This is a genomic window from Helicobacter trogontum, assembly GCF_000765905.2.
GTDB classification, from domain to species: domain Bacteria; phylum Campylobacterota; class Campylobacteria; order Campylobacterales; family Helicobacteraceae; genus Helicobacter_A; species Helicobacter_A trogontum.
This window is the reverse complement of sequence record NZ_JRPL02000001.1, coordinates 62,699-87,569: the sequence shown is the minus strand read 5'-3', so window position 1 is coordinate 87,569 and position 24,871 is coordinate 62,699. Positions and strand designations below refer to the sequence as shown.

Below are 24,871 nucleotides of genomic sequence, written 5' to 3'. Positions count from 1 at the left end.
CATTGTAGATCTTATTTTATCTAACATAAAATAAGGTTGTTATTTTTATCTTCCTAACTATTAACATTTTTGTATAAATATGATGAGTTCTATAAACCATCAGACTTGAGTCTAGAGTGATTGCTTTATAACATAAAGGGCATAATCGTATATGCTTTTATGCTAGAATTGCGACATATAGAACTTAACTATATCAAGGAAAAAAATGCTTTCACGAGATATTGTAACTTATTCAAAGGTGCGTTATGAAGTGCGCGCATATATGGTATATCTTTTTACACAAAATATTAAGAATTTTATGCCAAATCCTAGCTTTGAGAACACACTAGAAGGGCTTACACGTATTAAAGATGAGATTAAAGTTTTTGATTCTATGTATATTTTAGACAAAAATGGCACACAACTAAGTGATATTTTGCAGCCCAATGGCTCATTGCCGAATGAAAATAGGAATTTTTCTAATCGTGCATATTTTTATGAAGCCATAGAAGAGAAGCGATGTATTATTACAAACCCCTATCCATCAAGGATTGATGGCGATCTTGTCGTAACCGCTGCTTACCCAGTGTATAATGATATGCATGAATTACTTTTTGTGGTGTGTATTGACATTCATTTGCGTGATGCAATAAAGATTAGTTCGCCCAGTTTATTTTTTGGGATCTTTTCTAATTTTAGTATTGCTATGTATTTTTTATGCTCTGTTTCACTCGCTTTTGTTTCAATTATTTTGATTGTAAAAGGTATAATCAAACTATGGTCAGAAGACTTGTTGCAATTTAATGACTTTAGAGTAGAAGATATTTTTGAATCCACCATACTTTTAACCTTAGCTCTTGCTATATTTGATTTGGTGAAAGCTATTTTTGAAGAGGAAGTATTGGGAAAAAATACTGGGCAGAAAACTTATACAGTGCATAGGACAATGATACGATTTTTGGGCTCTATTATCGTGGCCTTAGCGATTGAGGCTTTAATGCTTGTATTTAAATTTAGTATTGATTCTCCAGAGAAGCTTATGTATGCAGTATGGCTTATTTTGGGTGTTGCAGTGCTTCTTATCGCATTAGCAATATATGTAAAACTTTCTTTTGCAGCACAACAAAATAAAGATTAATAATATGAAGGATAAGATATGTTTCCATTTAGCGATAGTGAACTTTTAGCTCCAGTTACACAAAGTATTAATAGTGTGCGTCCTATGCTTGTAAAAGATGGTGGAGATATTGAAATTGTAGAAATCAAGAATGCATGTGTTTTTGTGCGTTTTCGTGGTGCATGTAGTGGCTGTTCAAGTAAGAATGTAACTCTACATAATGCGATTTTAGCTACTTTACAAAGAGATATTCACCCCGATATTAAAGTCAGTGAGGTTTGATGATAGACTTTTAATACAAGAGTGCAACATTAAAGGTGAGTTAGTCTTCATCGTTTTAGTCAAGAAGTATGCTTTTTTGTGCTTTACAAGTTTATGAATATCTTAGATAGATGAGCAATAAGGCTAAAAAGAATAAACTAAATCTAATGACTTTTTTAAAATTTTTGTTTGAAATCCCTGTGAATCTGCATAAAAGATATAATCTAGGAATTATTTCTTGCAGTTTTTAAGAATCTTCATTGAAATGATAGAAAGATCTGTTTTTATGAGTCAATATAACTTGTCATGTTTTGTATGATGAGGCGTAGTGGAATCTAAGCCTATATTTCTGTAAGTAGTGCTGATATATTAATATAACAATATCAGATTTCCTCTAATAGAATCTAAAACCTTTAATGCAGCACTTTAGTTAAAATATATAGAACTTCCTATTTTATCTATAAAAACCTCGAATGCCCACTGCAAGTTTAAGGTAGCTTGGCAAGCTCATCTAATAATTCTTGCTTAGTGAGCCACTGTGTATTTGTGTTGCTTGCATAGGTAAAATGTGGTGGGAGCTTTTTACCCTTTTCATTTAAGAGCGTTGTTGTATAATCAATTGGCGTTTGAAACATAATGCTGGGTGATATTATAAAAAAGTCATCAAACTCATAAGAAAGATGAGAATCATCCTCGCCTATCATAACTTCGTGGAGTTTTTCTCCCGCTCTTTTACCTATAATTTTAAATGTTGCATGTGGTGCGATAGCATGTGCTAAGTCAGTGATTTTAATACTTTTGATTTTTGGGATAAAGATTTCTCCGCCGTGCATACGGGATAGATTTTTGATTACAAAATAAACACCCATATCAAGCGAGATAAAAAAGCGTGTCATATCTACATCAGTGATTGGCAATTCTGTTGCCCCTTCGCTAACAAGCTTACGAAAAAATGGTACAACACTGCCGCGACTACCAATAACATTGCCATAACGAACAACGCTAAATTTTGCAGCACTATCACCCTTAATATTGTTTGCACTTACAAAAAGCTTATCACTACAAAGCTTTGTCGCACCATAGAGATTGATCGGGTTTGCGGCTTTATCAGTTGAGAGAGCAATAATATGCTTCACGCCTGTTTTCAAACATGCCTCAATGACATTACTTGCACCATGAATGTTTGTCTTAATGCATTCCATAGGATTATATTCAGCAATTGGGACATGCTTTAGGGCGGCTGCATGTATACAGATGTCTACATCTTTTAGAGCAGATTCTAGACGTTGCAAATCACGCACATCACCTAGAAAGTATCGCATACACTTATCATTATAAACCTGTGCCATTTCATATTGTTTCAATTCATCACGACTATATACAATTAGCCTTTTTGGCTTATAATGTTTTAGTGCGATTTCGACAAATTTTTTACCAAAACTACCAGTACCACCCGTGATAAGTATGCTTTTGTTGTTTAACATAGTAAGCCCCTTGCATTAATATTGAGTTTTGCAGAATCTCATAACGTCATTATGATTTTGAAATAATGCTCGTTTGTTCCACTCCAGTGTAAAAAGAATTTTTTGTTCCTTATTGCTAAGATTCTGAAAATCTTTACAAAACTTTTTCATATTATTATTTAGCGTGTGGTATGCCTGAAATGTCATTATGACAATATCGTTTTTTTGCATATCTTTAGCCTCTTTTATATGTATGTTCATATTTTCTTGCGTTTGCTTTTTTATTCGTTGCTGTATAAGTTTAAAATTGTGGCTTTGTATGCTTGCGAGTGCTGTGAGTGCTTTGTGTAAATTTTTTACACATGTGCACAAGTTTGTATCCATATCATTACACGATGCTTCTTGTATATATGATTCAATATCTTTTGCAGTGCTTACATGGCAAGTCATAATAAAAATGCCAAACAAAAAGAAAGCAAAAAGTTTTTTATGCATATCTTGTCACATTAAACCTTATTAAGATTACAAAAACTCATTATAAGCATCACAAGCATCTGAATTTCCCAAATCACATGATTTACTATAAAGTTCTTTTGCTTTTTTTAGATTAAGCTCTGCTCCAACGCCTGTGCGATAGTATCCAGCAAGTTGATAACATGCCTGTGCATTTTTGAAATCACACGAACGAGTAAGTAATCCAAACCCTTGTTTTGGATTTTTCTTAACACCCTTACCGCTTTCATAGAGTTTCCATGCTTCAAAACATGCAGTAGCGTTATCCCCATTACATGCGATTTGTCTTGCGTTTAGAGCTTTTTGTCGTTGATTATGTAGTAAATAGATTTGCGCATAGGCACGACATACCTCGGTGCTATTAAGGTTGCATTGCTTTGAATTTTTATCCGCAAAAGCTAAAGCTTGAGAGCACATCGCTTTGTCATTATTCATACATTGTGTGAGCATTTCTCTAAACTTATCATCGATCTTGTAGATTTGCTGACGGCTTTTAGAGACAACTAATTGCTCATTGTGTGGTGGTGTATCTTGCACCCCTGTTAGTTCATCTACGCGAAGTTCATCTAGGGTATCAAAGCTTTTTTCTTTTTTGGAATCTGTAGTTTTTATACCGCCACTTGGTGTATCTGGACCTATGCGTATTACTTCAACAGGTGGTAAATTATCTGTATTTTGTGCATTTGCAATACAAAAACCAAAGCAACATAGAAATATACTATACATTAGAGCTTTCATATACACCTCGCATCGCAGAATAGCACGAATTATAACATAAAAAACGGATATATAAAAACAATGCCTTGTGAATTCTAGATTCTGATTATTTTATAGATATAAAATGCGTTGTGGAATATGGATGAACCTTTCATTAGATCTTGTGAGTACAGAGTCTATATAATCTAAAAGAGATTCTATAAACAATATAAAAGATACAATACAGCCATAAATAGGGACAAATAAAACATTCTAATAAGCTAACATTTTCACCGCCAAATATATTAAATAACATTAATGTAAAAAGCCCTAAGATCCCAATCCCTTTATTACTTATATAAAGCAAAATAAGAAGCATAAAGCCAATTAAAGCTTGATGAGGTAATGAGGCATGAAATATGTCAAATGCTTGTGCATTGAATGTGTGTAAGAGCGGTATTTGTAGCTCAAATAGTTGTGATACAAAATCTTGTATATTAAAAGCTTGTAGATAAAAATCTATCATGCCAAGAGAGCCACCATATAAAATCACACCATATATAAAGAGGATAAAAGCAACATAGATATTAAATTGTATATTGTTTAAAAATATTAATTTAGGCTTGTTTGGGTGGAGCATAGTGTTTTTAAGAATAAGATTATTATCTACTTGGAAAAGTGCAGGGCGTTTTGATACAGATTGTATAGAATCTAGATTCTTGGTTACTTGAGTGGGTTGAGAAGTGTGAGAGTAGAGATTAATTTGGGCAAGATTGTGTATGGAATCTTTTGGCTGTTGTGCCATATAGTCTGTATTTGCCTCTAAATGCATAGGTTTTAAGCTTGTGTTATTTTTGGTTATTGCTGGAGTTTTAGTCTTAGAGCTTATATGCTTCAAGCACATAACACAGATAAGCACCATTGCAAAGAGGCTTGGTGCATCAAAATATGAGTATATATGTTTTGCAATGCTAATGCCCTCTATTATGGGTAAAAAACATAAAAGACTTAATATCACAAATATACTCATTATTTTTAGATTCAATATATTATGTTTGAGATACTCCTTAGAGGTTTTACATTGTTGTGTTCTGCTATATATGCAACTTGAAAATAAAAATAAGATTGCAAGTATGCAAATACTTGTAATGATCATCTGCTTTCCTTCTTTGTATTGTGTTGCATAGAATCTTTTTTAATGGAATTTATCTTCTGAAGTATTGCTTGAGTGTTTAATGCTGTGTGTTTGATGGTTTTTCTATTATAGGTATAAGTAACATGTAATAAATTATCATTTAGTACCGCAGCAGGATAGCTTACTTCACCACTCTTTTTGGCTGTATCAATCGTGTCTATATAGACAAATTGCCCTCTTATTTTGTCTTGTAAATAATAGAGACTAAGACTTTGCCTATCACCTTTTTTTACATTATCGCCCCACATTGGATTATGTTTGCCATCATTTGTTATAAGTATGATCTCATCACCTACATTCACAAGTAAGATTGAGCTATCATAGTTTTTCATGTTGCTTGTTTCTACATCATGCCATGTTTTTGCATAATCAGTGCAAGTTTGATAATATGTGTTTGTGTTATAGCGATTATTTGTACGATAAAATGCAGCACACTCTTTTTCATTTAGAGCTACAATACTTGGTTGCAATTGTGCTTTTAAATGATTGATGGTTTGAGTAGAGAGCATCTTTGCATTTTTATCAAATATAGCAATGAGTGGAAATTTATGCCACATTTCATGAGAAAAAGCGAGTATAAAGCCACCATCTTTGAGTGGCAAGGCTGGTGTGCGAACTAGATGAGAGTAATTGCCAAATGGGTTTAGGTGGAGCTCTCTTATGAAATGTATTTGTGTTAAATCATCACTAAAATAGAACTGATAGATTCTAGAAGTAGCCCACCCACCAAGACTAACTCCTACTACAAATAAATGTATCTTGCCTTTAGAATCTTTAAAGACTATTGGATTACCTAGCTTTTTGACATATCTACCGCTAACCTTTGTAAGCATTTCTGGTGTCAATAAAACTAATGGATCACTCCATTTAGAATCTTTATTTGATGGTGTTATATCTAAAAAGCTTTGATAGATTTTTACATCCTCTGCCCCCTCTCTTGAACCCGCATAAAAAAGTGTCATAAGCTTAGAATCTTTTGCGACTATTGCACTTGCATGTGCACTTATCTCTTTATTTGGGAGTAGGGATTGTGTGGCTATGAGTGGTAAATTTGCATCACATGAGGAATTTTTGGTTTTGGCAATGAGAAATGGAGTGTATATTTCATGCTTTATATGTTTATGTTTTATAGTCGCACACAGCACAATCACCACAGCACAACAAAAAGTATAAAGGTTTAGAATCTTTAACACTCAAGCCCTTTTTATCTATTGCAATAAGCTATTGAACTTTACTGCTTTTGTATCTTTCATGCAATACTTCAGCACTCTATACTGTTTCTTGTAAGATCCAATGATTAACAAAAGCGATATCAACTTGTTTCACTTGTCCATAATATTTATTTTATTGCAACTATAAATAATACAAAAATTATGACACATGTTTGTAAAAGTTTGAATGTTTAGAAGATTATTTTCCTTTGATTAAAATATTTTTAAAAACATAAATTTTCTACAATTATTTATAATTGCCTCTCATAATCCTTGTTTTGCATTTGCAAATATTGTAAAATTTCTCTTTAAAATTGGATATCAAAATATTAAAAACATTCAACTATTTTTTATAATATCTAATTTTTCTGTATTAAGCAGCACTAATTCTTCCAAGCTTTGCATATTGTTTCGCATTGCACGATTAAGTGCTATGACTTGTTTTCTTCTCTCTATGTTATCTATATCAAATTTAATACGCAAGGACTTAGCAAACATTTCTAAAAAGATCCCTGAAACTCTACCATTGCCCTCACGAAATGGATGCAAGAAATTAAGTTCGTGCCAAAGATTTGCTAATTTCTTTGGTATATCTTCACATTGCATAAAATTATCATTTAAGCCATAAAATATAGAATCTGCATAATCCAAAAGGCAATTTCCGCGACAAAACTGAATCATATATTTACTCATTCTGCCATGAAACCCCAATTCATATCTATCTTTTCCCGCCCATTCAAAAATATCTTGAAATATATAAAAGTGTATATGCTTATATTGTGTATAGTTGAAATCTTTAAAATCCCAAAAAGCAGTATTGCTTTTTAACTCCAAAGCTCTAAATGTCGTGAGTTCTCGCATTTTAGATTCTAAGTCTTTATTATAAAGCCCAAGCTTATTGTGCGTTATAAGACCATCAAAGTTCATATTTAACTCACATAAGCACTTACATTATTAAGTTTAACCGATTTTAGCCGCATAAGCTCGCATTTGCTCTTTTAGTTCTTCCCATTCATCAAGAGGCATTATTTCTCGTATCCACTCATCAGGATCAGTTTCATAGCGATAGTCCTCTTCACCATCCTCATTTGTGCTAGTATATGAAGTAGGTTCATCCCAAATCTCACTTTCCCATCGCTCCATATACCTATCAAAGCCTTCTATTAGCATTTCCACATCCCCATTAGCTTTATCAATGAGTATTTCAACTACAGGAGGCATTTTCTTATCAATAAAGCTAAGATTCCAAGCATGTAAAACAGATTGCAATATAATAGATCCATCACCATAAGAAATATCTAGTAGGCTTTCATCATTGATTTGTTCTTCAAGTTGCTTTAAAATAGATTCCTTACTACCTGTTAAATAAAATGGAATATCCATCTCCTCATCTTCATCCTCACAGTCATCTTCATCGCTATCGCCATATTTACTCTCCCAACTATTTTTAGTCATCTCAAGCATTCTGGCGATACATTCATTATCATTCTCATAAGCTATATTAAAGGCAGTTTTACCATCGTTATTACGAATAAAAGGATTACAATCAATAAGCATTGCCACACCGCCTTCACTACCTAGCCTTGCTGCATGGTGGAGCAGTGTATTGCCATCTTTATCTTGCATATTTACAAACTCTTGATCATCAATGGCTAAAAAGATTTCAAGCTCTTTAATATTGCCATTTTCCATTGCATTTAAGTAGTATTCAAAACTTTGTTTTTCCATCACTATCTTTCCTTAGTAAAATATTTTGCTATTCAATTCCTTCAATTAAAACGAATAGTGCATGAAGGCATAGCATTCTAGTTTAAATTGATATATTATATATACATGTATATACTAAAAATATAACAATATTTTCTTGAATATTTCAAAAAGTAACAAGGTGGACAATCTTTTTCGTCTATGTGGTAGCATTATCTTGCATTTTTTCTCAATCTAATTTGGCACTATGGAGTTTTTTCTCGCGGTTTTTTGGAGGGAGAAAATAATCAAACCTATTATTATTGTGTAAATTGTAATTAAAAAATTCTCAAAGCCATGATATTTAATATTTCCAAGAAGATTTGCTATACCAAATATTAGTTGTGGTTTATAGCAAATTATCCATAAAGTTATCACAGCATTAATACTAGCAAAAAAATCAAGCCTTTCAATATATCCAAACCAATATAAAATAAGTGCAATAAAAGCACAAGCTATACTAAAACATATTCCAAATGGGTTTAGGCTCTCTAATATGCTAATATCTTGAATCAACCTTGAGATAAAATATAATGAGGCAAATAAACCTATGGCAATAATCAACCACTTTAGATTCAAAAGTAAATCTGTATGATGATCACATAGCTTTCTATAAAAGTACAATTGCCATTTTTCTATATGTTCTTTTATAGTTTTGTTGCCTTTATGTTTTAGCTCTAGTTCTTTACTATAGAGTTCATATTTATGAAAATTTGAAGCATCTAGTAAATTATTATCTTTTATCAAAGTGTTTTTAAAAATCCTAAAAGAATCTCTAAAATCATTTGCAAATTTATCTCGTGATTTTTTATTTTCATTTTTCTCTATGTTTTTATTATAATCTTCGTGTTCGTGTTTAATTGTTGATTCTAAATCATCAAAATCAAAATTTAGATTCGCATTGACTATATTTAAATTACCTTTGAATATAGCTTGAGAGAAGCTTGGTGTCTTATAAAATGTTACTTCATAAAAGCTTGCAGTTTTTTCAAACTCGCATTCATGAAAATCGGCATAATCTTGAAAAGTAGAGTTATTGAAATAAATGTTGTCTTTAAAAGCACATGTATTGAAAGTTATTTCCTTAAAATTGCAGTATTTTAGATCTAGTTTGTTTAAAAATACACATTTTTGAAAAATCATATAGTTTGGCAAAGGTTCTTTTTTCATTATAAAGTCGCTAAATATGGTTTCTATAAATCCAATTTTCTTAGTATGCGTTATCATTAGACCTAATTCTTTTTTGAAATCACATCTTTCAAATCCTGCCACATTCTGAAATTTAGTTCCTATGAAGTGTGCCCGTTTTTCACATGTGATATTAAAGACTGCTTGATTACAATTAAATTCAGCTCTATCGAAAATTAATTCTTTTTTAAAAGTGAGGTTCGTAAATCTTATATTTTGATTAAAAGTAGCATTATGAAAACCAACGCGATCTAGAAAAGTGGTATTTGATAAATTTATGATTGTCGTATTTTTTGTGTTCCCAAAAATAGTATGAAGAAATGACGCTGCCCTCTTAAATGTATTGTATGCAAATAGAATATCATTAAAACTAGCCTCGTTGAAATTTACTTCTTGTTCAAAAATACAATTAGCAAACTCAAATTTACCATGAAAGTTAGAATTAGATCGAATCCTATCTGCAAAAGTTATACCTCCAAAATGTACGTTTAATGCAATATCTTTTGTAAAAATAATATCTCTAACTTTACTCTTTCTTATATCAAGCATCTTGATACCACTATTTTGCAGAGTATTGAAATTTATCTCGTCTATAATAGCCCCATCAATACTTATTTTCTCTTCTGTAATAGACATTTTAGCATTTTTAGCCCAGATTCCATATCGTGCCAACTCTTTATTATGTGATATTCTCAAGCCTTCTAGCATTCCTTCATCAATATAATTCACTATTTACCTCTATGATTTTTATTTCATCTTCATTTAGGTTATAAAGGGTATAGACTAGATTATCAATTTTAGATTCTAGTTCTTTGAAAAAATCTTTTATCTTAGATTCTAAGATCTGATCTAATGGCTTTATTATCTTCATAGTATAAAGATTTATTTGTAGAATCATTATGCAGTTAATCCCTTTCTTATATCCTTTAGTTTAGTGCCATAGAGTTTCTATTTTTTTGATACCATTCTTGGCTGATTTTACAATTGCTACTATTTGGCTCTGGATCAGCTTTTTGAATTTTGACATGCATTGGCATAGGAACAAAATCTCCAAATATAAGCGCTTCCCCTGGAACAGATTGCTTAATTTTACTTACAAAATCTTCGGAAAAATATGGAAGAACAGCGTTAATATGTCGCATATCATTTTCATTTTGAATTCTATGTATAATAAAATTTGCACATTGTGATAACACGGTTTCAGAAAGTTCTGAAGGTCTTTGAGAAGAAATAAGCAAATAAAGGGAGTATTTCCTGCCTTCTCTTGCGATTCGATCAAATACATTATCTTTTAATAAATACTTTTGATCTTTTTTGATATATCTATGAGCCTCATCTAAGACAATATGCACTGGATTTTTTCGTCGATTTCCCTCTTCTTGCTTTTTACGATATTCAAAAATTAATCTTGAAATCACACTTGTTAGTGTTTCTAGGGTGTCCCTGCCTAATTCACTTGTATCAATGATGATTAGTTGGGTTTCCCCCCATAGGTAATCAAGATATTGATCCACCCCTTTAATATTTTTATTGTTTATTTCACGCATAAATGAGCATTCTGGATTATTGATAAAATAATCAAGTCGAGTTAGCATCGTTCCCACATAACCTCTTGTTGTTTTAATTCCTCTTGCCTCTTCATCCACAAGAATCATTTCTGCTGCTATTTTAAGAAAAGTGTAATCAAAAAATTCTCCATCTTTGCATTTATGCGTAGATATTTCATTTACATCATCAAAATCAATTCGTTTTTTGATCTTTTCAAGAGTAGTAGATATTGTTTCGTCTTTTGTTCCATAGCTCAAATTACATTTTTTAAGTAGTTTATCTACATCTTCTTTCAAACTTTCTGCCTTGCTATCATCTTTGATTACAGTTGTTATAATCTCTTGAACTTTAAGAATTACAGATTGAAGTGTAGTTATTTTTGCAGTATCAGTTTCTGTTTGCACCAAAATATTATTAGCAAATGAATAAAGTTTATATCTTAGATAACTAATAAATTTTTTCTGTTCCTCTGCTTTATTTGAAGATAATATTTTATGAAATCTATAAACCTCTTGCAATACTTGATCCCAAAATGGCTTTTGTGTAGCATCTGTAGCCATTAAAAAAGCACACCATTCATCCAAAGAAAGTAAAAAATGTGGCATATAAAAAGGCTCGGCGCCATTTTCATTTCCTTCGATATTTGGTTTAAATAGCTTTACTTTTACATCAGGGTGATCAAGTTTAGAAAAAGCTTGTCTATATTCTCCATTCACATCAAAAATAATAACTTTTGATCCAGTAGCAGGCTGCTCTTTTTTATAAATTTCTTGAAGTAAATGTGCGATTGTATTAGATTTTCCACTTCCAGAATTTCCCAATACAGCAGAATGCATACCAAAAAACTTATCCTCTTGAATGTAAATAGGGTGATTGATTTGGTTTTTGCTAACTCCTAAATAAACCCCTTGACCCTCTGTTTTATACTCTTCTTTAGGTATAAGTATATTTTTTAAATCTTCATTGGTTAATAAGCTTACATCGCTATACAAACTGGGATAAATACTTATGCCAAGAGTAAAATTATCATCTTTGTATATGCCTATGGGTTTTAATAATAACTCTCTATTGCTATTAAGGTTAAAATCTTGTCCATTATCTTGCCTATCGGAATCAAAAATTGCAATAACTTCACAAACTATATCTTCTCCCAATGCATTTGATGTTTTTAAATAGCTTCCAATATTTCCAAAGTAATATATCTCACCTTTAATATTAAGCCCACCACCCTTAACATTAGAAAAAATTCTTACTCTAAATTGATTAAATTGAATAGAAACTATTTTACCCACAATCATTTTTATCTCCTGTTACCCCATTCGCTAAACTTGCAAATTTTTTATAAATTTCATCTTCTTCATTTTGTTTGTGTTCTGGAATTAATTCATTTACAAAATAGTTAAAATAATGTATCGTTTTACCCTCATATTTTCCATAAATGACATAAATTCTCTTGTCGTTGATACTAAAAAGCGGAATCTTCCTTGCAAGTTTGTCTTTATCTGCAAATATAACCACAGAAAGAGAGCTATTGGAAGCAAGAGCCCTGTAGATAATAGTATTTATATGCTCATCACTAAAACTATATCCGATGATAAAAAGAACACTATTTGGAAGTGATAGCTTTTTTTAAAATTCTCTGATAAGGTCAGTATAAGGAGATGTAAGGCTCTTGCCTTCTTTAAGTGGGGTTGGATAAATCAAGCAAGTTTCTTTTGGTTTTTGCTCTCCTGGTTTAAGATAAATTTCTTCTATATCAAAAAAAGAGTTATGGTTTTTAGTTTCTACCCAATTTATTGAGCCGTGCAATTTATAGAGATAAATCATATGATTAAGAGGCTCATATTTTTCAATCCCTTCATCCATTTTCTTTGCAAAAACATATTCAAATCTTGCAGGATTGAAGCTACGCTTAAGCCCACCTCCAAAGCCATTGTTGTAATCAATATTGAGATAATCTAAAACATACTCATTAAATAAATCATTATTTGTTGTAAAAACATTTACTCTATTTAAATCTTTGTTGCGATAAGTAACCTTTTTGTAAAATTTCATATAGTTTTCAAAAACTTCTTTTTGATCATCACTTCCACAATTAATGCCAATTTCAATATTAATTTTTTTAAAAATAATTTCTTCAATTTTTTCAATCAAGCTTTTCAAAGTGTTAAATTCTCTATTATCTTTATCTTTATCTTGTAGATTGTTTTTAAGATATGTTTTTCCAGAATAAAGTATTTCCAAGATTTCTTCTAGATTCCTCTCTTTAATTTCATCAAAAATCTTTTTTTCATTATCATTTAAAGTATTTTTTTTATCATCATTTTCTCGAAAAATAGTTTTTTCAATTTTTTCAATCAAGCTGTTTAAAGTGTTAAATTCACTATTATCTTTATCTTGAGGATTGTTTTTAAGATATGTTTTTCCAGAACAAAGTATTTCCAAGATTTCTTCTAGATTCCTCTTTTTAATTTCATCAAAAAACTTTTTTTCATCTTCGCTTAATTTTTTGACAACACACTCTTGTAACTTTTTCATAGTTGGAATTGCACCATTGCTTGTTCCAGCACCAAAAAGAAAATTTACATTTTTGATATTAAACAAATCAAAAAGAATTGCCTTGACCTTTTCTTTCTTGTCTGTATCGTTAATATTTTTTAATAAGTCCTCGGTGCCTTGAAAGCAATGAATAGTGGTAGCTTCAGATTCATTTTCTTGTGCTTTGTCATTTGTTTGATTACTCATATTTCCTCCATTTGTATTTTTAAGTTTATTGTAAAATATTCATTTATAATGCTAACTATTCTTTCCCCTCGATGATTTTTATTTCTTCTTCATTGGTTAAATTATACAATAATACACTAGATTATCGATTTTGGATTCTAGTTCTTTAGTTTCTTTTGCTAGGTATTTAGCTTGAGATTCCAAGATTTGCACTAACAGATAATCAATCATTTATATACCCCCTCATCTTTATAATAATTTCTAATTTGGCACTATAGAGCTTTTTCTAATTGTTTTAATAAAAGAATATAGAACAAAACCAAATGCTATAGTATAGATACCACCAAGAGTGCTTAGCGGGTCTAAAAGCGCTCTTTTGTCTGTGAAGATTCCCATTGCTGGGATAAGAATCTTTGGTGAGATGAGCAAGATACCAATAACGATAAAATACGACATAAATATAAGAATATACCTTATGTACTTTGTGCATAATCCAAGAATAGCTATAAGATAAACAAGTAGTATTATAAGATTTATACCAAGCATATATGATGTATTATTTTCTATAATAGATCTGATATGAATATCATAAAAATCTTTTGCTAGATAGAGATGAGAACATATCGGCTTATATCCTAGATAATAGTCAAAGCCTATAATCACTCCCAAACTCATTAAGCCAAAAAGCCCTATGACTAGCATTAGCGAATGAAAGCTTTTTAGGATATCTGTGTGATGATCACATATTTTTCTATAAAACCATAATTGCCATTTTTCTACTTTGTCTTTCATGGTTTTGTTGTTTTTAGAATCTAGCTCGATTTCTTTGCTATAAAGCTCATATTTATGAAAATTTGAAGCATCTAGTAAATTATTGTCTTTTATCAAAGCGTTTTTAAAGACTCTAAATGAATCTCTAAAGTCGTTTGCAAAATTATCTAAGAATTTTTGGCTTTTCTCGCTATCTTGATTATAGTCTTCATATTCTTGTTTAATTTTGGATTTCAAATCATTAAAATCAAACTTTAAATTTGCATTGACTATATTTAAATTACCCTTGAATATAACTTGAGAAAAGTTTGGAGTCTTATCAAATGTCACTCCATAAAAACATGCAGTTTTTTCAAATTCACATTCATGAAAATCAGCATAATCTTGAAAAGTAGAATCACTAAAATAAGCACTATTTTCAAAAATACATGACCCAAATGTTACATTTTTTATATTTTTATTTTCCAAAATAAACTTTTTTGTAAAATTACATTTTTCAAAAACAAGGCCTTTTTTTTGTAAAAAATCATCTACTATAGTAATTTCATCAAAAATACAACCCTCAAATTTTATACTTTCCAACATGAAGTATTCCTTGTGTAATGTAATCCCTGCTTGAAATTTAGTATCGCGAAATACCACATTTTTATTAAATTTTAAACCATGTAAGTCTTGATGAAATTGAAAATTTTCAAATTCTACATCGTTTTTAAAAGTAACACCAGAAAAAACACTCCTATATTTATTGGGTTGAAATTTTGTATTACAAAAATTAACATCATTTTCAAATATCACTTTATAAAAACTTAATTTTTTTGTAACATCCATATAAGAAAAATCAGCAATATCCTTAAATTCACAATTTTCAAAAAATAAGGATTTAAAACTAGACGTCGAAAAATCAACCCCATTTGTAAATTCACAATTTTCAAAGGAAATTTTTTTGAAGTATGGCCCACTGAATACCGAAACACATTTAAAAATGCAATATTTAAAATTTAAATTATATTTTATAAATGTGGTAAATACTTCTTCTAAGTTTTCAATGCCAAGTATATTATCTATGTTTTCAATGATAAATATATCATCTAATCTTATATCATCAATGGGCAACTTATCATCATGGATACCTTTTATAGTAATGTTGCTTTGATACACTTCTATGTTATCAATTGACGTATTTAGGGTATCTTTGATTATATCTTTCACAACATTAACTTTCATCGCCTTTCTCAACTCTTTTTATCTCTTTATCGGTTAATTGATAGACTAGGACTGATAGATATACTACAAGCTTAAGTTTTTAAAAACTCTTCACATTTTTTACTTACACAAATTTTAACAAATGCTTGTCCAAAATCACTCAACTCTAGTCTATAAAAATATTTACCTATAGTTTTGTGATTGTCGGATTGTTGATTTTTTAAAATTTCTTGTCCTTGAGGAAGTCGTGTGCAATCAACTCCCCATTAATCTCAAAATACATTTCAGGATTCTGGTAATAGCTGCCTGTAAGTAATCCTAAAAATGTAAGATGGTTTTTATGCATCGTAAAAAAAGTTTTATCAATGCTGTATGCAACTTCAATACACTTTTCCCTGTATGCTCTATTTGCATTAGGAATCATATAATAAGTATAATCAATATAAGAATAAATTTTTATAAGGGTTAAAATTTTTGCTTCATCGTTAGAAATTTGTTCCAAAATTTTTGGAAATGCTGGGTTTAAAATTTTTTGTTTTGTTTTGTCAATAGAACTTTGCAAAATATTAAAAAATATTTCACACAATAATGTTTCATCTGGATTGATTGCCAAGCCACAAAGTGTAGGAACAAGAATATTTGGTTGTGCTTCTATCATGTTTTTCTCTTTGACCCCATTCTTTATTCTATTGCACCATTTCTGAAATCTATCATTACCAATACCACATAGAGAAAAGGAAAAAGCAATAATCGTGCAGTTTTTGTCAAATCTTCTAATGTCCCACCTATTTGTTTCACAGTGGGTTGCAATGCGTCTTTATATGCTTCTGTTGCATCAAACTTAAAATCAATATTTATTGCCATAGTATTACCCCTTGTTTTCTATAATTTTTATCTCTTCATCGGTTAAATTATACAATAATACACTAGATTATCGATTTTGGATTCTAGCTCTTTGGTGTCTTTTGTGGGGTCTTTGGCTTTGGAATCTAAAATTTGCTCTACTAGGCTTATAATCTCATCGCTTAAGGCTTTGTTGGTAGAATCTATTTTTGGGATAGGGAGTTTTTCTATATATTGCTTTATCTGTCTAAATGTCTTATCGCCCAAATTTGGCACAATTTGTTTCATATAAAAGTAAGTCATTTTAGAATCTAGCACCGCACATAAATACCTATTATCACTTAGAATAAAATAGCAAGTTTGATTGATAAGCATACCCTGATTATCCTGCACAAAGTAGAGATTCATTTATCACTTATACTAGATTAATCTAAACAGCACCAAGTTTAGATTCTATTCTGTTTATAAGATTCTTAATTTCTTCAAAGTCTTTATTGATATCAAGTTTCTTTATAACATCATTTGCAAAATTTTGTTTTTTTGTATCGTCATTTTTAAGTTTATATTTTGCTTTACTTGTATCCTGATCAAATTCTTTAGCCTTTTGATTTTGCTCTTCTTTCTTTAAACCTTTAATATAATCTTTTAATTCTATCTCATCAACTAATTGTTGCTCTTTTAAAATTTCCAATGGATATAGCATTTCAAACAGATAGTTTTTAAGCCTTTTTCTGTCATCATTATCATCAAGACAATCTATATCTAAAGTATAGATCACATTATATTGTTGTGCTATGATTTTTTTATAAGCTTCTTCCCCTCCGTTGTCATAATCGCATAAAAACAATATTTTTGATTGAGCTATATTGAGTTGTTTAAAAGCAATAGCAAAATGTGGCATATTACTTGCACTTCCGCATACTATGATTTCAAATGGGATTTCTTTTTGTGATAATTTATAAAAATTTTCTATGTGAATCTTATCTAAAGAGCCTTCAACTAGAAGTGTTGGTTTGCTAGATGTTTGTATTTGTTCAATAATTCCCATAGCAGTATTAAAAGTCATCACACCATCGGTAAGATTTTCTATTGCTTGTTTTTTATCTATTTTTTTAATCTCTCCATTTTCCATATAGAACAAATCTTCATCATCACAATACGCTACGCTTGATAAGCTATGTGTTGTCATTATCACTTGACAACCAAACTCTTTTACAACGACATTTTTTAATATATCGATAAGCATTTTTGCCATTTTTGGATTAAGGTGAGAATCTGGCTCATCTAAAAGCAAAACAAGAGAATCTAGTGTTGTATTTTCGTATTGCCACAATACTAAATGAATAATGATTTGTTCCCCTAGCGATAGAGAATCTAAAGGTACTTCTATATCTGTATTCACTTCTCTACAAAATAACTTAATTTCACTTGTAATATCTCTTTTAACTGCAATGTTATATTTAGAATAATATTTTTGTAGTATTTCATTGATTCTATCAAGAGGATTTTTACCAACCTTAGATTCTGCCATTTTATAAATTTCTTTAATTGTTTTATTTTGATTTTCTACTTTTTGCTCTAATGTCCTTTTATAATTTTCAAATTTAATAAAATAGTTTCCAAAAGTATTGACTAAAAGCTCTTCTTCAAAAATCATCGGTTTAGATTCTAAATTTATATCATTAAGACTATTAAGCCAAGCTTCAATCTCATCTTCTGTCATTTCAAATAATAGTTTTTCTTTAGTCATATTATGGCGTTTAAAAAATCCTTCATATCGTTTAAAAATATCTATAATAGTATCTCTCCACACTTTAAAAGTTCGTTTTTCTGCTTCATCTAATTGATTGGTATTATTTTTGATAAAATCCTCCAAACTTATTTGTTTGCCGTGTGTCACTTGAAAATTTCTATTCGCTATAGCAACAATATTGTTGTTTTTCTTAATATCTAAAATAACCCTACAAGCAGTTTGAATACCCTCTAAAGTATATTTATCAAACGTATATGCTGGATTTTTTAAGGCAATATCTGTGATAAATTTAATCTCAAAATGATTAGAAATATCAAAGATTTTCTTGTTGCCATAATCACTAGATAGCGATGATTGATTTATTTGTTCCAAAAGGGCGGTTTTACCTGCTCCATTTTCTCCTGTGATTACTGCAAATTGTGGGATATTCTCCCACTTAAAACCAATTTTGATATTTTTGCAACTCGCTTTTGCTTCAAGTTTTGTAATCATTTTATCTTGTTTCTCTTCTTGCATTGCCTACCCTCCACAATCTCAATCTCATTAGAATCCAAATTATACAGTTTATAGACTAGAGAATCTATGTGAGATTCTAGCTCTTTGGTGTCTGTGGTGGGGTCTTTGGCTTTGGAATCTAAAATTTGCTCTACTAGGCTTATTATCTCATCGCTTAAGGCTTTGTTTGTAGAATCTATTTTGGGAATAGGGATATTTCTTAAATATTCTGGATTTATATCAATATTTCCTAAGCCTCTAATATTATTCAAAAGCATATTAGAATATTTTGAATTTAAAATTCCTAGTATGTATTTTAGATTCATGCTTAAAGAAAGCTCCTCCATTTCTTTTCTTGAGAATCTTGAGAATTTTTTAATGCTACCACTTATGCTGTTGTTTTCTACGCCTTTTAAATCTTTCCATAGAATACATATTCTATTTGTTTGGTCACAAAATATGTTGTTTTTATCGAAAATAGCTTTTATATTGCCAATTTTGTTTATCAATATCTTTTCATTTTCGTATAATTGTGGGAAGGTAGGGCGTCTTAGTTTTGATGGAGAGCGTGGAGTGTTGTATTCTAAATACCTTATTCTTTTTATGGCATATTTTTCTATATCTTTTGCTTCTATGTATTCTTTGCAATGTATTTTATCTTTTACATTGCTAATCAAATCATCTTTTTTGAATTCTCCTTTGGCTGTTTTCTCATCTGCATTTAAAACCATTCCTATACTTATATAACAAAAATCCCCTAAGTTATTTAGATTTTGATGTTTATCTGCTTTTCTGTTTTGTGCTGTTGTGTTAAAAACTAAAGTTTTTTGGTCTTGTATTAAGTCATCATAAGTTTTTTCTAGCGTTGCTTGAATCTTTAGATTCTCATTTGCGTTTGATATGCTTATTTTATTTTTAAATTTTTGTTTTGAAACAAAAATTATACAATTTGTTACTACTGCACTATCAAAAACCTTTATGCCTTGCAAATCTGCAAGTTCATAAAGATTAAAACTTGTTGTTATCATATCTCTTAACACTTTTGCATAAAGCTGATTTGTAAAAGGATAAGGTATTATCATTGCACATACTGCATTTTCTTTGCAAAGCTTTGAAATACCAAGCTCTATAAATGGTATGTATAAATCCCATTTTTGATATAGGCTTTTGTATTTTTTTAAATTATTTATTGTTTGTCTTTGTAGGGCTAGATTTGTGTTTTCTAGTTGAGATGGTGCTGATATATACGGTGGGTTGCCGATGACTAAATCAAAGCCCAAAAAGTCGCCATTGTTATCTAGCACTTCTGGGAATGCAAATCTCCATTCAAAAGCATTTTTATAGCTCTCGCCACTTGTGAAAGAATCTAGCTTTTTACGCAAAGCCATTATTTTACCATAGGAGATGTAAGCCTCGTTTTCTTGCTCTTTGCTAAGTTGTGGATTGCCAAACATATTGAGCGTATAGGATAAGCCATCTAATAAACTTGTATTATCTAAAAGTGAAATGCCATAATTTGTGATATGCGTTTCAATGGCTTTTTCTAGCTCTTGTTTTGTTTTTGGGTCTTTGAGTGTGAGCGTGAAGGTTTGTTTAATCTTTTCAATTTGTGCTTCAATCTCTTGCTTTGATATATTTAGGGTGCTTTGATCAGCATTTTTGTAGCTAGAAACAAGCTTTTGGTACTTTGCTATCTGGTGATTGATATTTGGAATATGTTTGAGTGAATCTTTTAAATCAAAGCGACTTATAAGGCTATTGCCATATTTGATATTTATATCTATATTTGGGAGGGTTTGGAGAGTATTTGTGTTTTTATCATTTTCAAAGATATAGTAGCTATATTTAAGCAGCTCTATCCAAAGGCGTAGCTTTGTGATTTCGCATGAGTTTGGGTTAATATCTACGCCAAAGAGGCAAGATTCTATAAGTGTGCGTTTGTTGTGAAATAATGCCTTTTGAATCCTATGAGATTGTATATTCTCATGAGAGGGGATTTGATAGGTATGTAGTGAGTTTGTAGAATCTTTTATGAGTATTTCATCATTTTCTAGCTTTAAATTTATATCTTTTAAGCGTTCATATTGTCTTGTGCCGCTGCTATCAGTGTGAATCTCGCATAGAATCTTGAGGTGAAATTTTAGCTCTATCATAGCATTTAGCATAGAGACTAGGAAGTGTCCGCTACCAACTGCAGGATCGCAAACTTTTATGGAATCAAATATTTCATTTGCTTCTTTATAGCCACCTTTAGAATCTGTGAGTTTATCTAGTCTTAGCTTTAGAGATTCTAGATCTTTGCAATCCCATTCTTTGGCGGTATTAAACTTTTGTATCACAGCCTTTTGTAAAGACTCTTTGCACATATAGCTTGTAATAAAGCTAGGAGTATAGAAGCTCCCATCTTTATAGCCATTTAGCTTTTCAAACACAAGCCCTAAAACAGCGGCATTTATGAGTTTGTCATGATTTATCTTAATATTATCTTGTATATCTTGTGGCGTGGTGGTGAAGTCATAGGCATGTAAAAAACCAAACAAATACTCTAAAAGAGGCAGGGAGGAATCTTTATTCAGATTATAGCTTTTTTGTAGATTCTTATCTTTGTAGAGGATAGATTGCGGATAGAGCTTGAGTGGTTTAGAATCTAAAAGCTTTATTTCTTTGCCCTCTTTTTCAAGATTGGTTTTATCAAAAAGACTTGAATTGAGATAAGGGATAGAAGCTAAGTCTTTTGGGATATCTTGGCGTTTATCTTCCTTAATCGCTAAGACTTCAAAAAAGAGTGTATTTAGCTTTGTAAAATTCTGCAATACATCTATAGTTAAAAATGGTTTATCTATATGTTTGCAGCTTAAAAGCATGGATTCTAACAAACGCAGGAATAAAAGGCGATTATTCCATGTGGTAAGAAGTGAAAAGATTGTCTCAAAGTCATCTTGTGGAGATAGACTAAAAGCTTTTAAGATAGAATCTAATAGAGTATTGTTTATTAAGCTTGGGGATATACAAGACTTTTTATTTTGGCTTATTTCTTGCAATCCTAAAATATAAAGTAGCTCTTTATAAAAGCTTTCATTAAGCGTATTTGCATCTATATATGTTTTTTGCTTTAATAATGCTTGTGGGCTTAGGACTTGGTATATTAGAGATATGGTGGTATTTGGGTTTGATGAGCTTTTGCTATGGATATGAGAGATTATAGAATCTAGTCGTATGTGGGTATATTTAATTGTGTCTGTCATAGATTCTATGATATTTTGTGCTTCTTTATAAAAATTATTGGTGCTTGTGTCATTGCCTTCTTTATCATCGCAATTCTTATAGGCTTTTTGTAAAGCTTTGTGATGTTTAAATATCTCATATTCTTTTGCATCGATTATAAATAACTCATGTATAGTAGCAATTATTATATGCTTTATATTGTTATTTGTTTTACTTTCCCTTAGATAATAGAGTATTGTTTCACATAATGCCTTGGAGTGCAATGTGTCAGAATGCTTTGGGAATTCTTGTGTATTATTTATTGCCTTAAATTCAATTATTACTTCTATGTCTTTATAATCATTATATATGGCTAGATCTATACGCCCCTTTGTGTTACAATCATAATGAAAAGATTCTCTTAAAAAGTCTCTAAATTTATTCTTTTGATATTCTTCGCTTTCATTTGGATTGGTGGCTAATAGCTGTTGGGTATTATTTATAAAGCCTTGCAATATCTCTTGTGTTGGAGTTATTGTATTGTAGCTTTGTAGGTATTGAGATAGCTCTGTGTTATGATATTGCATGAAAGATTGCCTTAAGATTTATTACCTACTTTGTATTTGCAAAAGGCTTGGAATCTAGCTGTTCATTATTTGTATCTTTTGTGTTGGAATCTTTACTAGAAAGATTTGTAGAATCTAGTATCGCTTCGTTTGGATTAAGCTCATCATAATGCTTACAATAGACTTCAAACATGTCTTTTTCAAGTTGCTCATACCAATTTGTATTAAAGTCTGGTGTGAATGCAGGCATACATACTACTCGTGCAACATTTGATCTTACGCTAATTGGGTTGCTATCATACACTTTTCTTGTATTGACAAATACGATTGGCTGCACTTTTAAATTGAGTTTCTCAGCTAAGATTTTAGCTCCTGGTTTAAATGGTAGAAATGCTCTTTTGCCTGGTCCTCTTGTGCCTTCGGGAAAAATGACTATAGGTCGTTTTTGATTGATTTTTTCTTTTGCTTCTTTTAAGAGCTGAATAATGCCTTTTTTATCTTCTCTATCAATGAGTATCATTTCGGGTAATTTTAGGGCGTAGCCATAGAATGGAAGCTCACCTAATTGCTTCTTTGCTACCCAACAAATATTTAAAGGATGATCTCCCTCAAGACATATAATATCTGAAGCACTTTGATGATTGACTATAACCAATTGCGCATCTAAATCATAGTCTCCTACTCTTTCCATCTTTAACCCATTTGCGGGAAAAAAGTAGCCACAATATCGCCGTGCGACTCTCCCATTATTCTTATTTCTGAAGAAATAAATACCAATAATAACACATGCAAGTCCGAGTGCTATGGTAAAAGTAGCAAAGTAACCGCGTAATTTTTCCATGTTTATCCTTTCTTAATAAAATGACTAAGTAATGTGTAATCGTATAAGCTTAACGCTTGTTTGTGTCATTACGACTAATCCAGCCAACCTTAGAATCAATATTTACTTTATAGTAGCCATTCTTTTTATCTATTGCCTCAAGTTTTGTCGGGTTTGTAATTACAAATAGTTCTGTTGAACTATGCGTTGGTTGTATAAGGACACGAGCATTTGGCAATGTTTTGATACTATAAGTATTTGAAAAGATTCTATATACGATAAAACCGAGTAATAAGCATGAGGTAATGGCAGCAATGTATGAGCGTTTTATTAATGTGATTAATAAAAAGATCCCAAGCATGGCAAATAGGATTATATTTGTGATTTTTATGAATGAGCTTTTTGGGTTGAGGTCATCTCTAATCTCATCATCAAAAGATTCTATATTCACCGCATTTTTAATACTTAAAGGTATAAATTCATGTTTATTAATATCAAAGTAGCTAAACTCTATAGAATCTAGCTCTTTTGGAATCCTAGCAAGCACATTTACACGTGCGACATCATCGCTAAATTTTGTGCCTTGACCAAACTCTTGATCTTTAATATTTGGTAATCTAAAGTCTTCTAAATTACTCCCATGCCCTTCAAGCTCAATAAGTATCATATTATTGTTATCATCATAATTTTCAAGGGTGTAATCAATGATTTTTAGGCTATCTGCTACAACACCGCTATATCCTTGAGTCTTATCTAGGGCTTGTGCTTGAAGATTTATAGGATCTGTTTGCATGGAATCTTGCAAATAGTTGTTTTGCACATGCACAACGAGTGAAGGGATAGTTATCTTTGATTGTATAATCTTGAAGGTATATGTTGCTGTATAGTAGTCATCTTCTTTTTGCCAAGCACTTTCTTTTATGAGCTGCACACTTTGGGATTTTGCATTTTTATCCTGTTTATCAAGCGATGGATTAAACTCCGTATAGACAATACGCGCTTCATCAAGCAGCACAAGACGATATGTGATAGTAATGTATTGCCCTATGTATAGAGTTTGTTCTCTAAGGCTATCTATATCTGTTAGCGTTGTAACATTGAGAATCTTTACTTGCTCTGTATTATCTGTTGTAACCATCGCTTCATCATTCTCATCATTGTTTAAGGCGCTATTGGCTATATCACTTGGAATCTCATCTACTGCATAAAGTGGATTAATGCACATGTATATGATTCCAACAGACAAAATGATATGTTTTAGATGGTTGAAATATGTGTGAGCGTTTTTGCAAGTGAGTATATTTTTTATAAAAATTAATGATATAGATATGAAATAGATGGGGTTTAGCACCGCGTAAAAGCGTGATGGCATTTGTTATGTCCTTTTATATTCTTCAATGATGTTGATAAAGTTTTGTATTATAACATATTGTTATCATTAAGCTTTAAAAAACCTTAATTTTTTATATTTGCTTTTCACAATGTAGTTTAAACTAGATTTATTACAAAATGTTACTGCAATCTACACTTATTTTAAAAAGATAAATTGATATGTAGAATTTTTACCATTTTGTA

At 30.8% G+C, this 24,871-nt stretch carries 21 protein-coding genes and 1 pseudogene; 2 read left to right on the top strand and 20 right to left on the bottom strand.

What is annotated here, in order from left to right; genetic code table 11:
- The first annotated feature begins 205 nt into the window (after nucleotides 1–205).
- A complete protein-coding gene (locus tag LS81_RS00485) occupies nucleotides 206–1,117 on the top strand; it encodes a PDC sensor domain-containing protein (RefSeq protein ID WP_034347553.1) in 912 nt (303 codons plus the stop codon).
- A gap of 18 nt (nucleotides 1,118–1,135) precedes the next feature.
- Nucleotides 1,136–1,378 (top strand): NifU family protein, encoded by a 243-nt coding sequence (locus LS81_RS00480; protein WP_034347555.1) that lies wholly within the window; start codon nucleotides 1,136–1,138, stop codon nucleotides 1,376–1,378.
- A gap of 467 nt (nucleotides 1,379–1,845) precedes the next feature.
- Here the strand turns inward: LS81_RS00480 and pseB are convergent, their stop codons facing one another.
- From pseB to LS81_RS00380, 20 genes and pseudogenes are all read right to left on the bottom strand, one after another.
- Nucleotides 1,846–2,841: a UDP-N-acetylglucosamine 4,6-dehydratase (inverting) gene (pseB, locus tag LS81_RS00475; RefSeq protein WP_034347557.1), complete on the bottom strand. Its 996-nt coding sequence runs from the start codon at nucleotides 2,839–2,841 to the stop codon at nucleotides 1,846–1,848.
- Between the two features lie 15 nt (nucleotides 2,842–2,856).
- Nucleotides 2,857–3,315, bottom strand: a complete 459-nt coding sequence (locus LS81_RS00470; RefSeq protein ID WP_233715305.1) for a hypothetical protein — start codon at nucleotides 3,313–3,315, stop codon at nucleotides 2,857–2,859.
- 27 nt (nucleotides 3,316–3,342) lie between these two features.
- Nucleotides 3,343–4,059, bottom strand: a complete 717-nt coding sequence (locus LS81_RS00465; protein WP_237022179.1) for a tetratricopeptide repeat protein — start codon at nucleotides 4,057–4,059, stop codon at nucleotides 3,343–3,345.
- Between the two features lie 145 nt (nucleotides 4,060–4,204).
- Nucleotides 4,205–5,059, bottom strand: coding sequence for a hypothetical protein (locus LS81_RS00460; protein WP_237022178.1), 855 nt, complete (start codon nucleotides 5,057–5,059; stop codon nucleotides 4,205–4,207).
- 122 nt (nucleotides 5,060–5,181) lie between these two features.
- Nucleotides 5,182–6,417, bottom strand: coding sequence for an exo-alpha-sialidase (locus tag LS81_RS00455; protein WP_034347563.1), 1,236 nt, complete (start codon nucleotides 6,415–6,417; stop codon nucleotides 5,182–5,184).
- Nucleotides 6,418–6,774: 357 nt separating this feature from the next.
- Nucleotides 6,775–7,362: a Fic family protein gene (locus LS81_RS00450; RefSeq protein ID WP_052096626.1), complete on the bottom strand. Its 588-nt coding sequence runs from the start codon at nucleotides 7,360–7,362 to the stop codon at nucleotides 6,775–6,777.
- A gap of 33 nt (nucleotides 7,363–7,395) precedes the next feature.
- On the bottom strand, nucleotides 7,396–8,163 hold the full coding sequence (locus tag LS81_RS00445; RefSeq protein WP_034347565.1) for an ankyrin repeat domain-containing protein: 768 nt from the start codon (nucleotides 8,161–8,163) through the stop codon (nucleotides 7,396–7,398).
- A gap of 687 nt (nucleotides 8,164–8,850) precedes the next feature.
- Nucleotides 8,851–9,273 (bottom strand): annotated as a pseudogene (locus LS81_RS12565) (pentapeptide repeat-containing protein); the annotation flags it as partial.
- Between the two features lie 811 nt (nucleotides 9,274–10,084).
- Nucleotides 10,085–10,267 (bottom strand): hypothetical protein, encoded by a 183-nt coding sequence (locus tag LS81_RS00435; RefSeq protein WP_034347567.1) that lies wholly within the window; start codon nucleotides 10,265–10,267, stop codon nucleotides 10,085–10,087.
- 28 nt (nucleotides 10,268–10,295) lie between these two features.
- The gene (locus LS81_RS00430; RefSeq protein ID WP_034347568.1) at nucleotides 10,296–12,215 is read right to left on the bottom strand and encodes an ATP-binding protein; all 1,920 of its coding nucleotides are present in this window, start codon (nucleotides 12,213–12,215) and stop codon (nucleotides 10,296–10,298) included.
- Nucleotides 12,202–12,435 carry a hypothetical protein gene (locus LS81_RS00425; RefSeq protein WP_052096628.1) on the bottom strand — a complete coding sequence of 78 codons (234 nt, stop codon included), beginning with the start codon at nucleotides 12,433–12,435 and terminating at the stop codon, nucleotides 12,202–12,204. The genes LS81_RS00430 and LS81_RS00425 overlap by 14 nt, the downstream gene beginning before the upstream one ends.
- 111 nt (nucleotides 12,436–12,546) lie before the next feature.
- Nucleotides 12,547–13,662 (bottom strand): Sec1 family protein, encoded by a 1,116-nt coding sequence (locus LS81_RS00420; RefSeq protein WP_052096629.1) that lies wholly within the window; start codon nucleotides 13,660–13,662, stop codon nucleotides 12,547–12,549.
- 240 nt (nucleotides 13,663–13,902) lie between these two features.
- Nucleotides 13,903–15,636: a pentapeptide repeat-containing protein gene (locus LS81_RS00415; protein ID WP_104696414.1), complete on the bottom strand. Its 1,734-nt coding sequence runs from the start codon at nucleotides 15,634–15,636 to the stop codon at nucleotides 13,903–13,905.
- A gap of 199 nt (nucleotides 15,637–15,835) precedes the next feature.
- Nucleotides 15,836–16,273, bottom strand: a complete 438-nt coding sequence (locus LS81_RS00410) for an Abi-alpha family protein (RefSeq protein ID WP_034347570.1) — start codon at nucleotides 16,271–16,273, stop codon at nucleotides 15,836–15,838.
- A 23-nt stretch (nucleotides 16,274–16,296) separates the two neighbouring features.
- Nucleotides 16,297–16,479: a hypothetical protein gene (locus tag LS81_RS00405; RefSeq protein WP_034347571.1), complete on the bottom strand. Its 183-nt coding sequence runs from the start codon at nucleotides 16,477–16,479 to the stop codon at nucleotides 16,297–16,299.
- 42 nt (nucleotides 16,480–16,521) lie between these two features.
- On the bottom strand, nucleotides 16,522–16,866 hold the full coding sequence (locus LS81_RS00400; protein WP_034347573.1) for a TaqI-like C-terminal specificity domain-containing protein: 345 nt from the start codon (nucleotides 16,864–16,866) through the stop codon (nucleotides 16,522–16,524).
- A 22-nt stretch (nucleotides 16,867–16,888) separates the two neighbouring features.
- Nucleotides 16,889–18,727: an AAA family ATPase gene (locus tag LS81_RS00395; protein ID WP_034347575.1), complete on the bottom strand. Its 1,839-nt coding sequence runs from the start codon at nucleotides 18,725–18,727 to the stop codon at nucleotides 16,889–16,891.
- On the bottom strand, nucleotides 18,700–22,497 hold the full coding sequence (locus tag LS81_RS00390) for a DUF7149 domain-containing protein (protein WP_052096630.1): 3,798 nt from the start codon (nucleotides 22,495–22,497) through the stop codon (nucleotides 18,700–18,702). The genes LS81_RS00395 and LS81_RS00390 overlap by 28 nt, the downstream gene beginning before the upstream one ends.
- 25 nt (nucleotides 22,498–22,522) lie before the next feature.
- The gene (locus LS81_RS00385; RefSeq protein WP_233715828.1) at nucleotides 22,523–23,317 is read right to left on the bottom strand and encodes a lysophospholipid acyltransferase family protein; all 795 of its coding nucleotides are present in this window, start codon (nucleotides 23,315–23,317) and stop codon (nucleotides 22,523–22,525) included.
- 49 nt (nucleotides 23,318–23,366) lie between these two features.
- On the bottom strand, nucleotides 23,367–24,521 hold the full coding sequence (locus LS81_RS00380; protein WP_233715827.1) for an SH3 domain-containing protein: 1,155 nt from the start codon (nucleotides 24,519–24,521) through the stop codon (nucleotides 23,367–23,369).
- Between the last annotated feature and the right edge of the window lie 350 nt (nucleotides 24,522–24,871).

What these genes read in the sequence shown, in the direction of transcription:
- LS81_RS00485 (WP_034347553.1), top strand. Translation starts at nt 206, where the DNA reads ATGCTTTCACGAGATATTGTAACTTATTCAAAGGTGCGTTATGAAGTG.
- LS81_RS00480 (WP_034347555.1), top strand. Translation starts at nt 1,136, where the DNA reads ATGTTTCCATTTAGCGATAGTGAACTTTTAGCTCCAGTTACACAAAGT.
- pseB (WP_034347557.1), bottom strand. Translation starts at nt 2,841, where the DNA reads ATGTTAAACAACAAAAGCATACTTATCACGGGTGGTACTGGTAGTTTT.
- LS81_RS00470 (WP_233715305.1), bottom strand. Translation starts at nt 3,315, where the DNA reads ATGCATAAAAAACTTTTTGCTTTCTTTTTGTTTGGCATTTTTATTATG.
- LS81_RS00465 (WP_237022179.1), bottom strand. Translation starts at nt 4,059, where the DNA reads ATGTATAGTATATTTCTATGTTGCTTTGGTTTTTGTATTGCAAATGCA.
- LS81_RS00460 (WP_237022178.1), bottom strand. Translation starts at nt 5,059, where the DNA reads ATGAGTATATTTGTGATATTAAGTCTTTTATGTTTTTTACCCATAATA.
- LS81_RS00450 (WP_052096626.1), bottom strand. Translation starts at nt 7,362, where the DNA reads ATGAACTTTGATGGTCTTATAACGCACAATAAGCTTGGGCTTTATAAT.
- LS81_RS00445 (WP_034347565.1), bottom strand. Translation starts at nt 8,163, where the DNA reads ATGGAAAAACAAAGTTTTGAATACTACTTAAATGCAATGGAAAATGGC.
- LS81_RS00435 (WP_034347567.1), bottom strand. Translation starts at nt 10,267, where the DNA reads ATGATTCTACAAATAAATCTTTATACTATGAAGATAATAAAGCCATTA.
- LS81_RS00430 (WP_034347568.1), bottom strand. Translation starts at nt 12,215, where the DNA reads ATGATTGTGGGTAAAATAGTTTCTATTCAATTTAATCAATTTAGAGTA.
- LS81_RS00420 (WP_052096629.1), bottom strand. Translation starts at nt 13,662, where the DNA reads ATGAGTAATCAAACAAATGACAAAGCACAAGAAAATGAATCTGAAGCT.
- LS81_RS00415 (WP_104696414.1), bottom strand. Translation starts at nt 15,636, where the DNA reads ATGAAAGTTAATGTTGTGAAAGATATAATCAAAGATACCCTAAATACG.
- LS81_RS00410 (WP_034347570.1), bottom strand. Translation starts at nt 16,273, where the DNA reads ATGATAGAAGCACAACCAAATATTCTTGTTCCTACACTTTGTGGCTTG.
- LS81_RS00405 (WP_034347571.1), bottom strand. Translation starts at nt 16,479, where the DNA reads ATGGCAATAAATATTGATTTTAAGTTTGATGCAACAGAAGCATATAAA.
- LS81_RS00400 (WP_034347573.1), bottom strand. Translation starts at nt 16,866, where the DNA reads ATGAATCTCTACTTTGTGCAGGATAATCAGGGTATGCTTATCAATCAA.
- LS81_RS00395 (WP_034347575.1), bottom strand. Translation starts at nt 18,727, where the DNA reads ATGCAAGAAGAGAAACAAGATAAAATGATTACAAAACTTGAAGCAAAA.
- LS81_RS00390 (WP_052096630.1), bottom strand. Translation starts at nt 22,497, where the DNA reads ATGCAATATCATAACACAGAGCTATCTCAATACCTACAAAGCTACAAT.
- LS81_RS00385 (WP_233715828.1), bottom strand. Translation starts at nt 23,317, where the DNA reads ATGGAAAAATTACGCGGTTACTTTGCTACTTTTACCATAGCACTCGGA.
- LS81_RS00380 (WP_233715827.1), bottom strand. Translation starts at nt 24,521, where the DNA reads ATGTGCATTAATCCACTTTATGCAGTAGATGAGATTCCAAGTGATATA.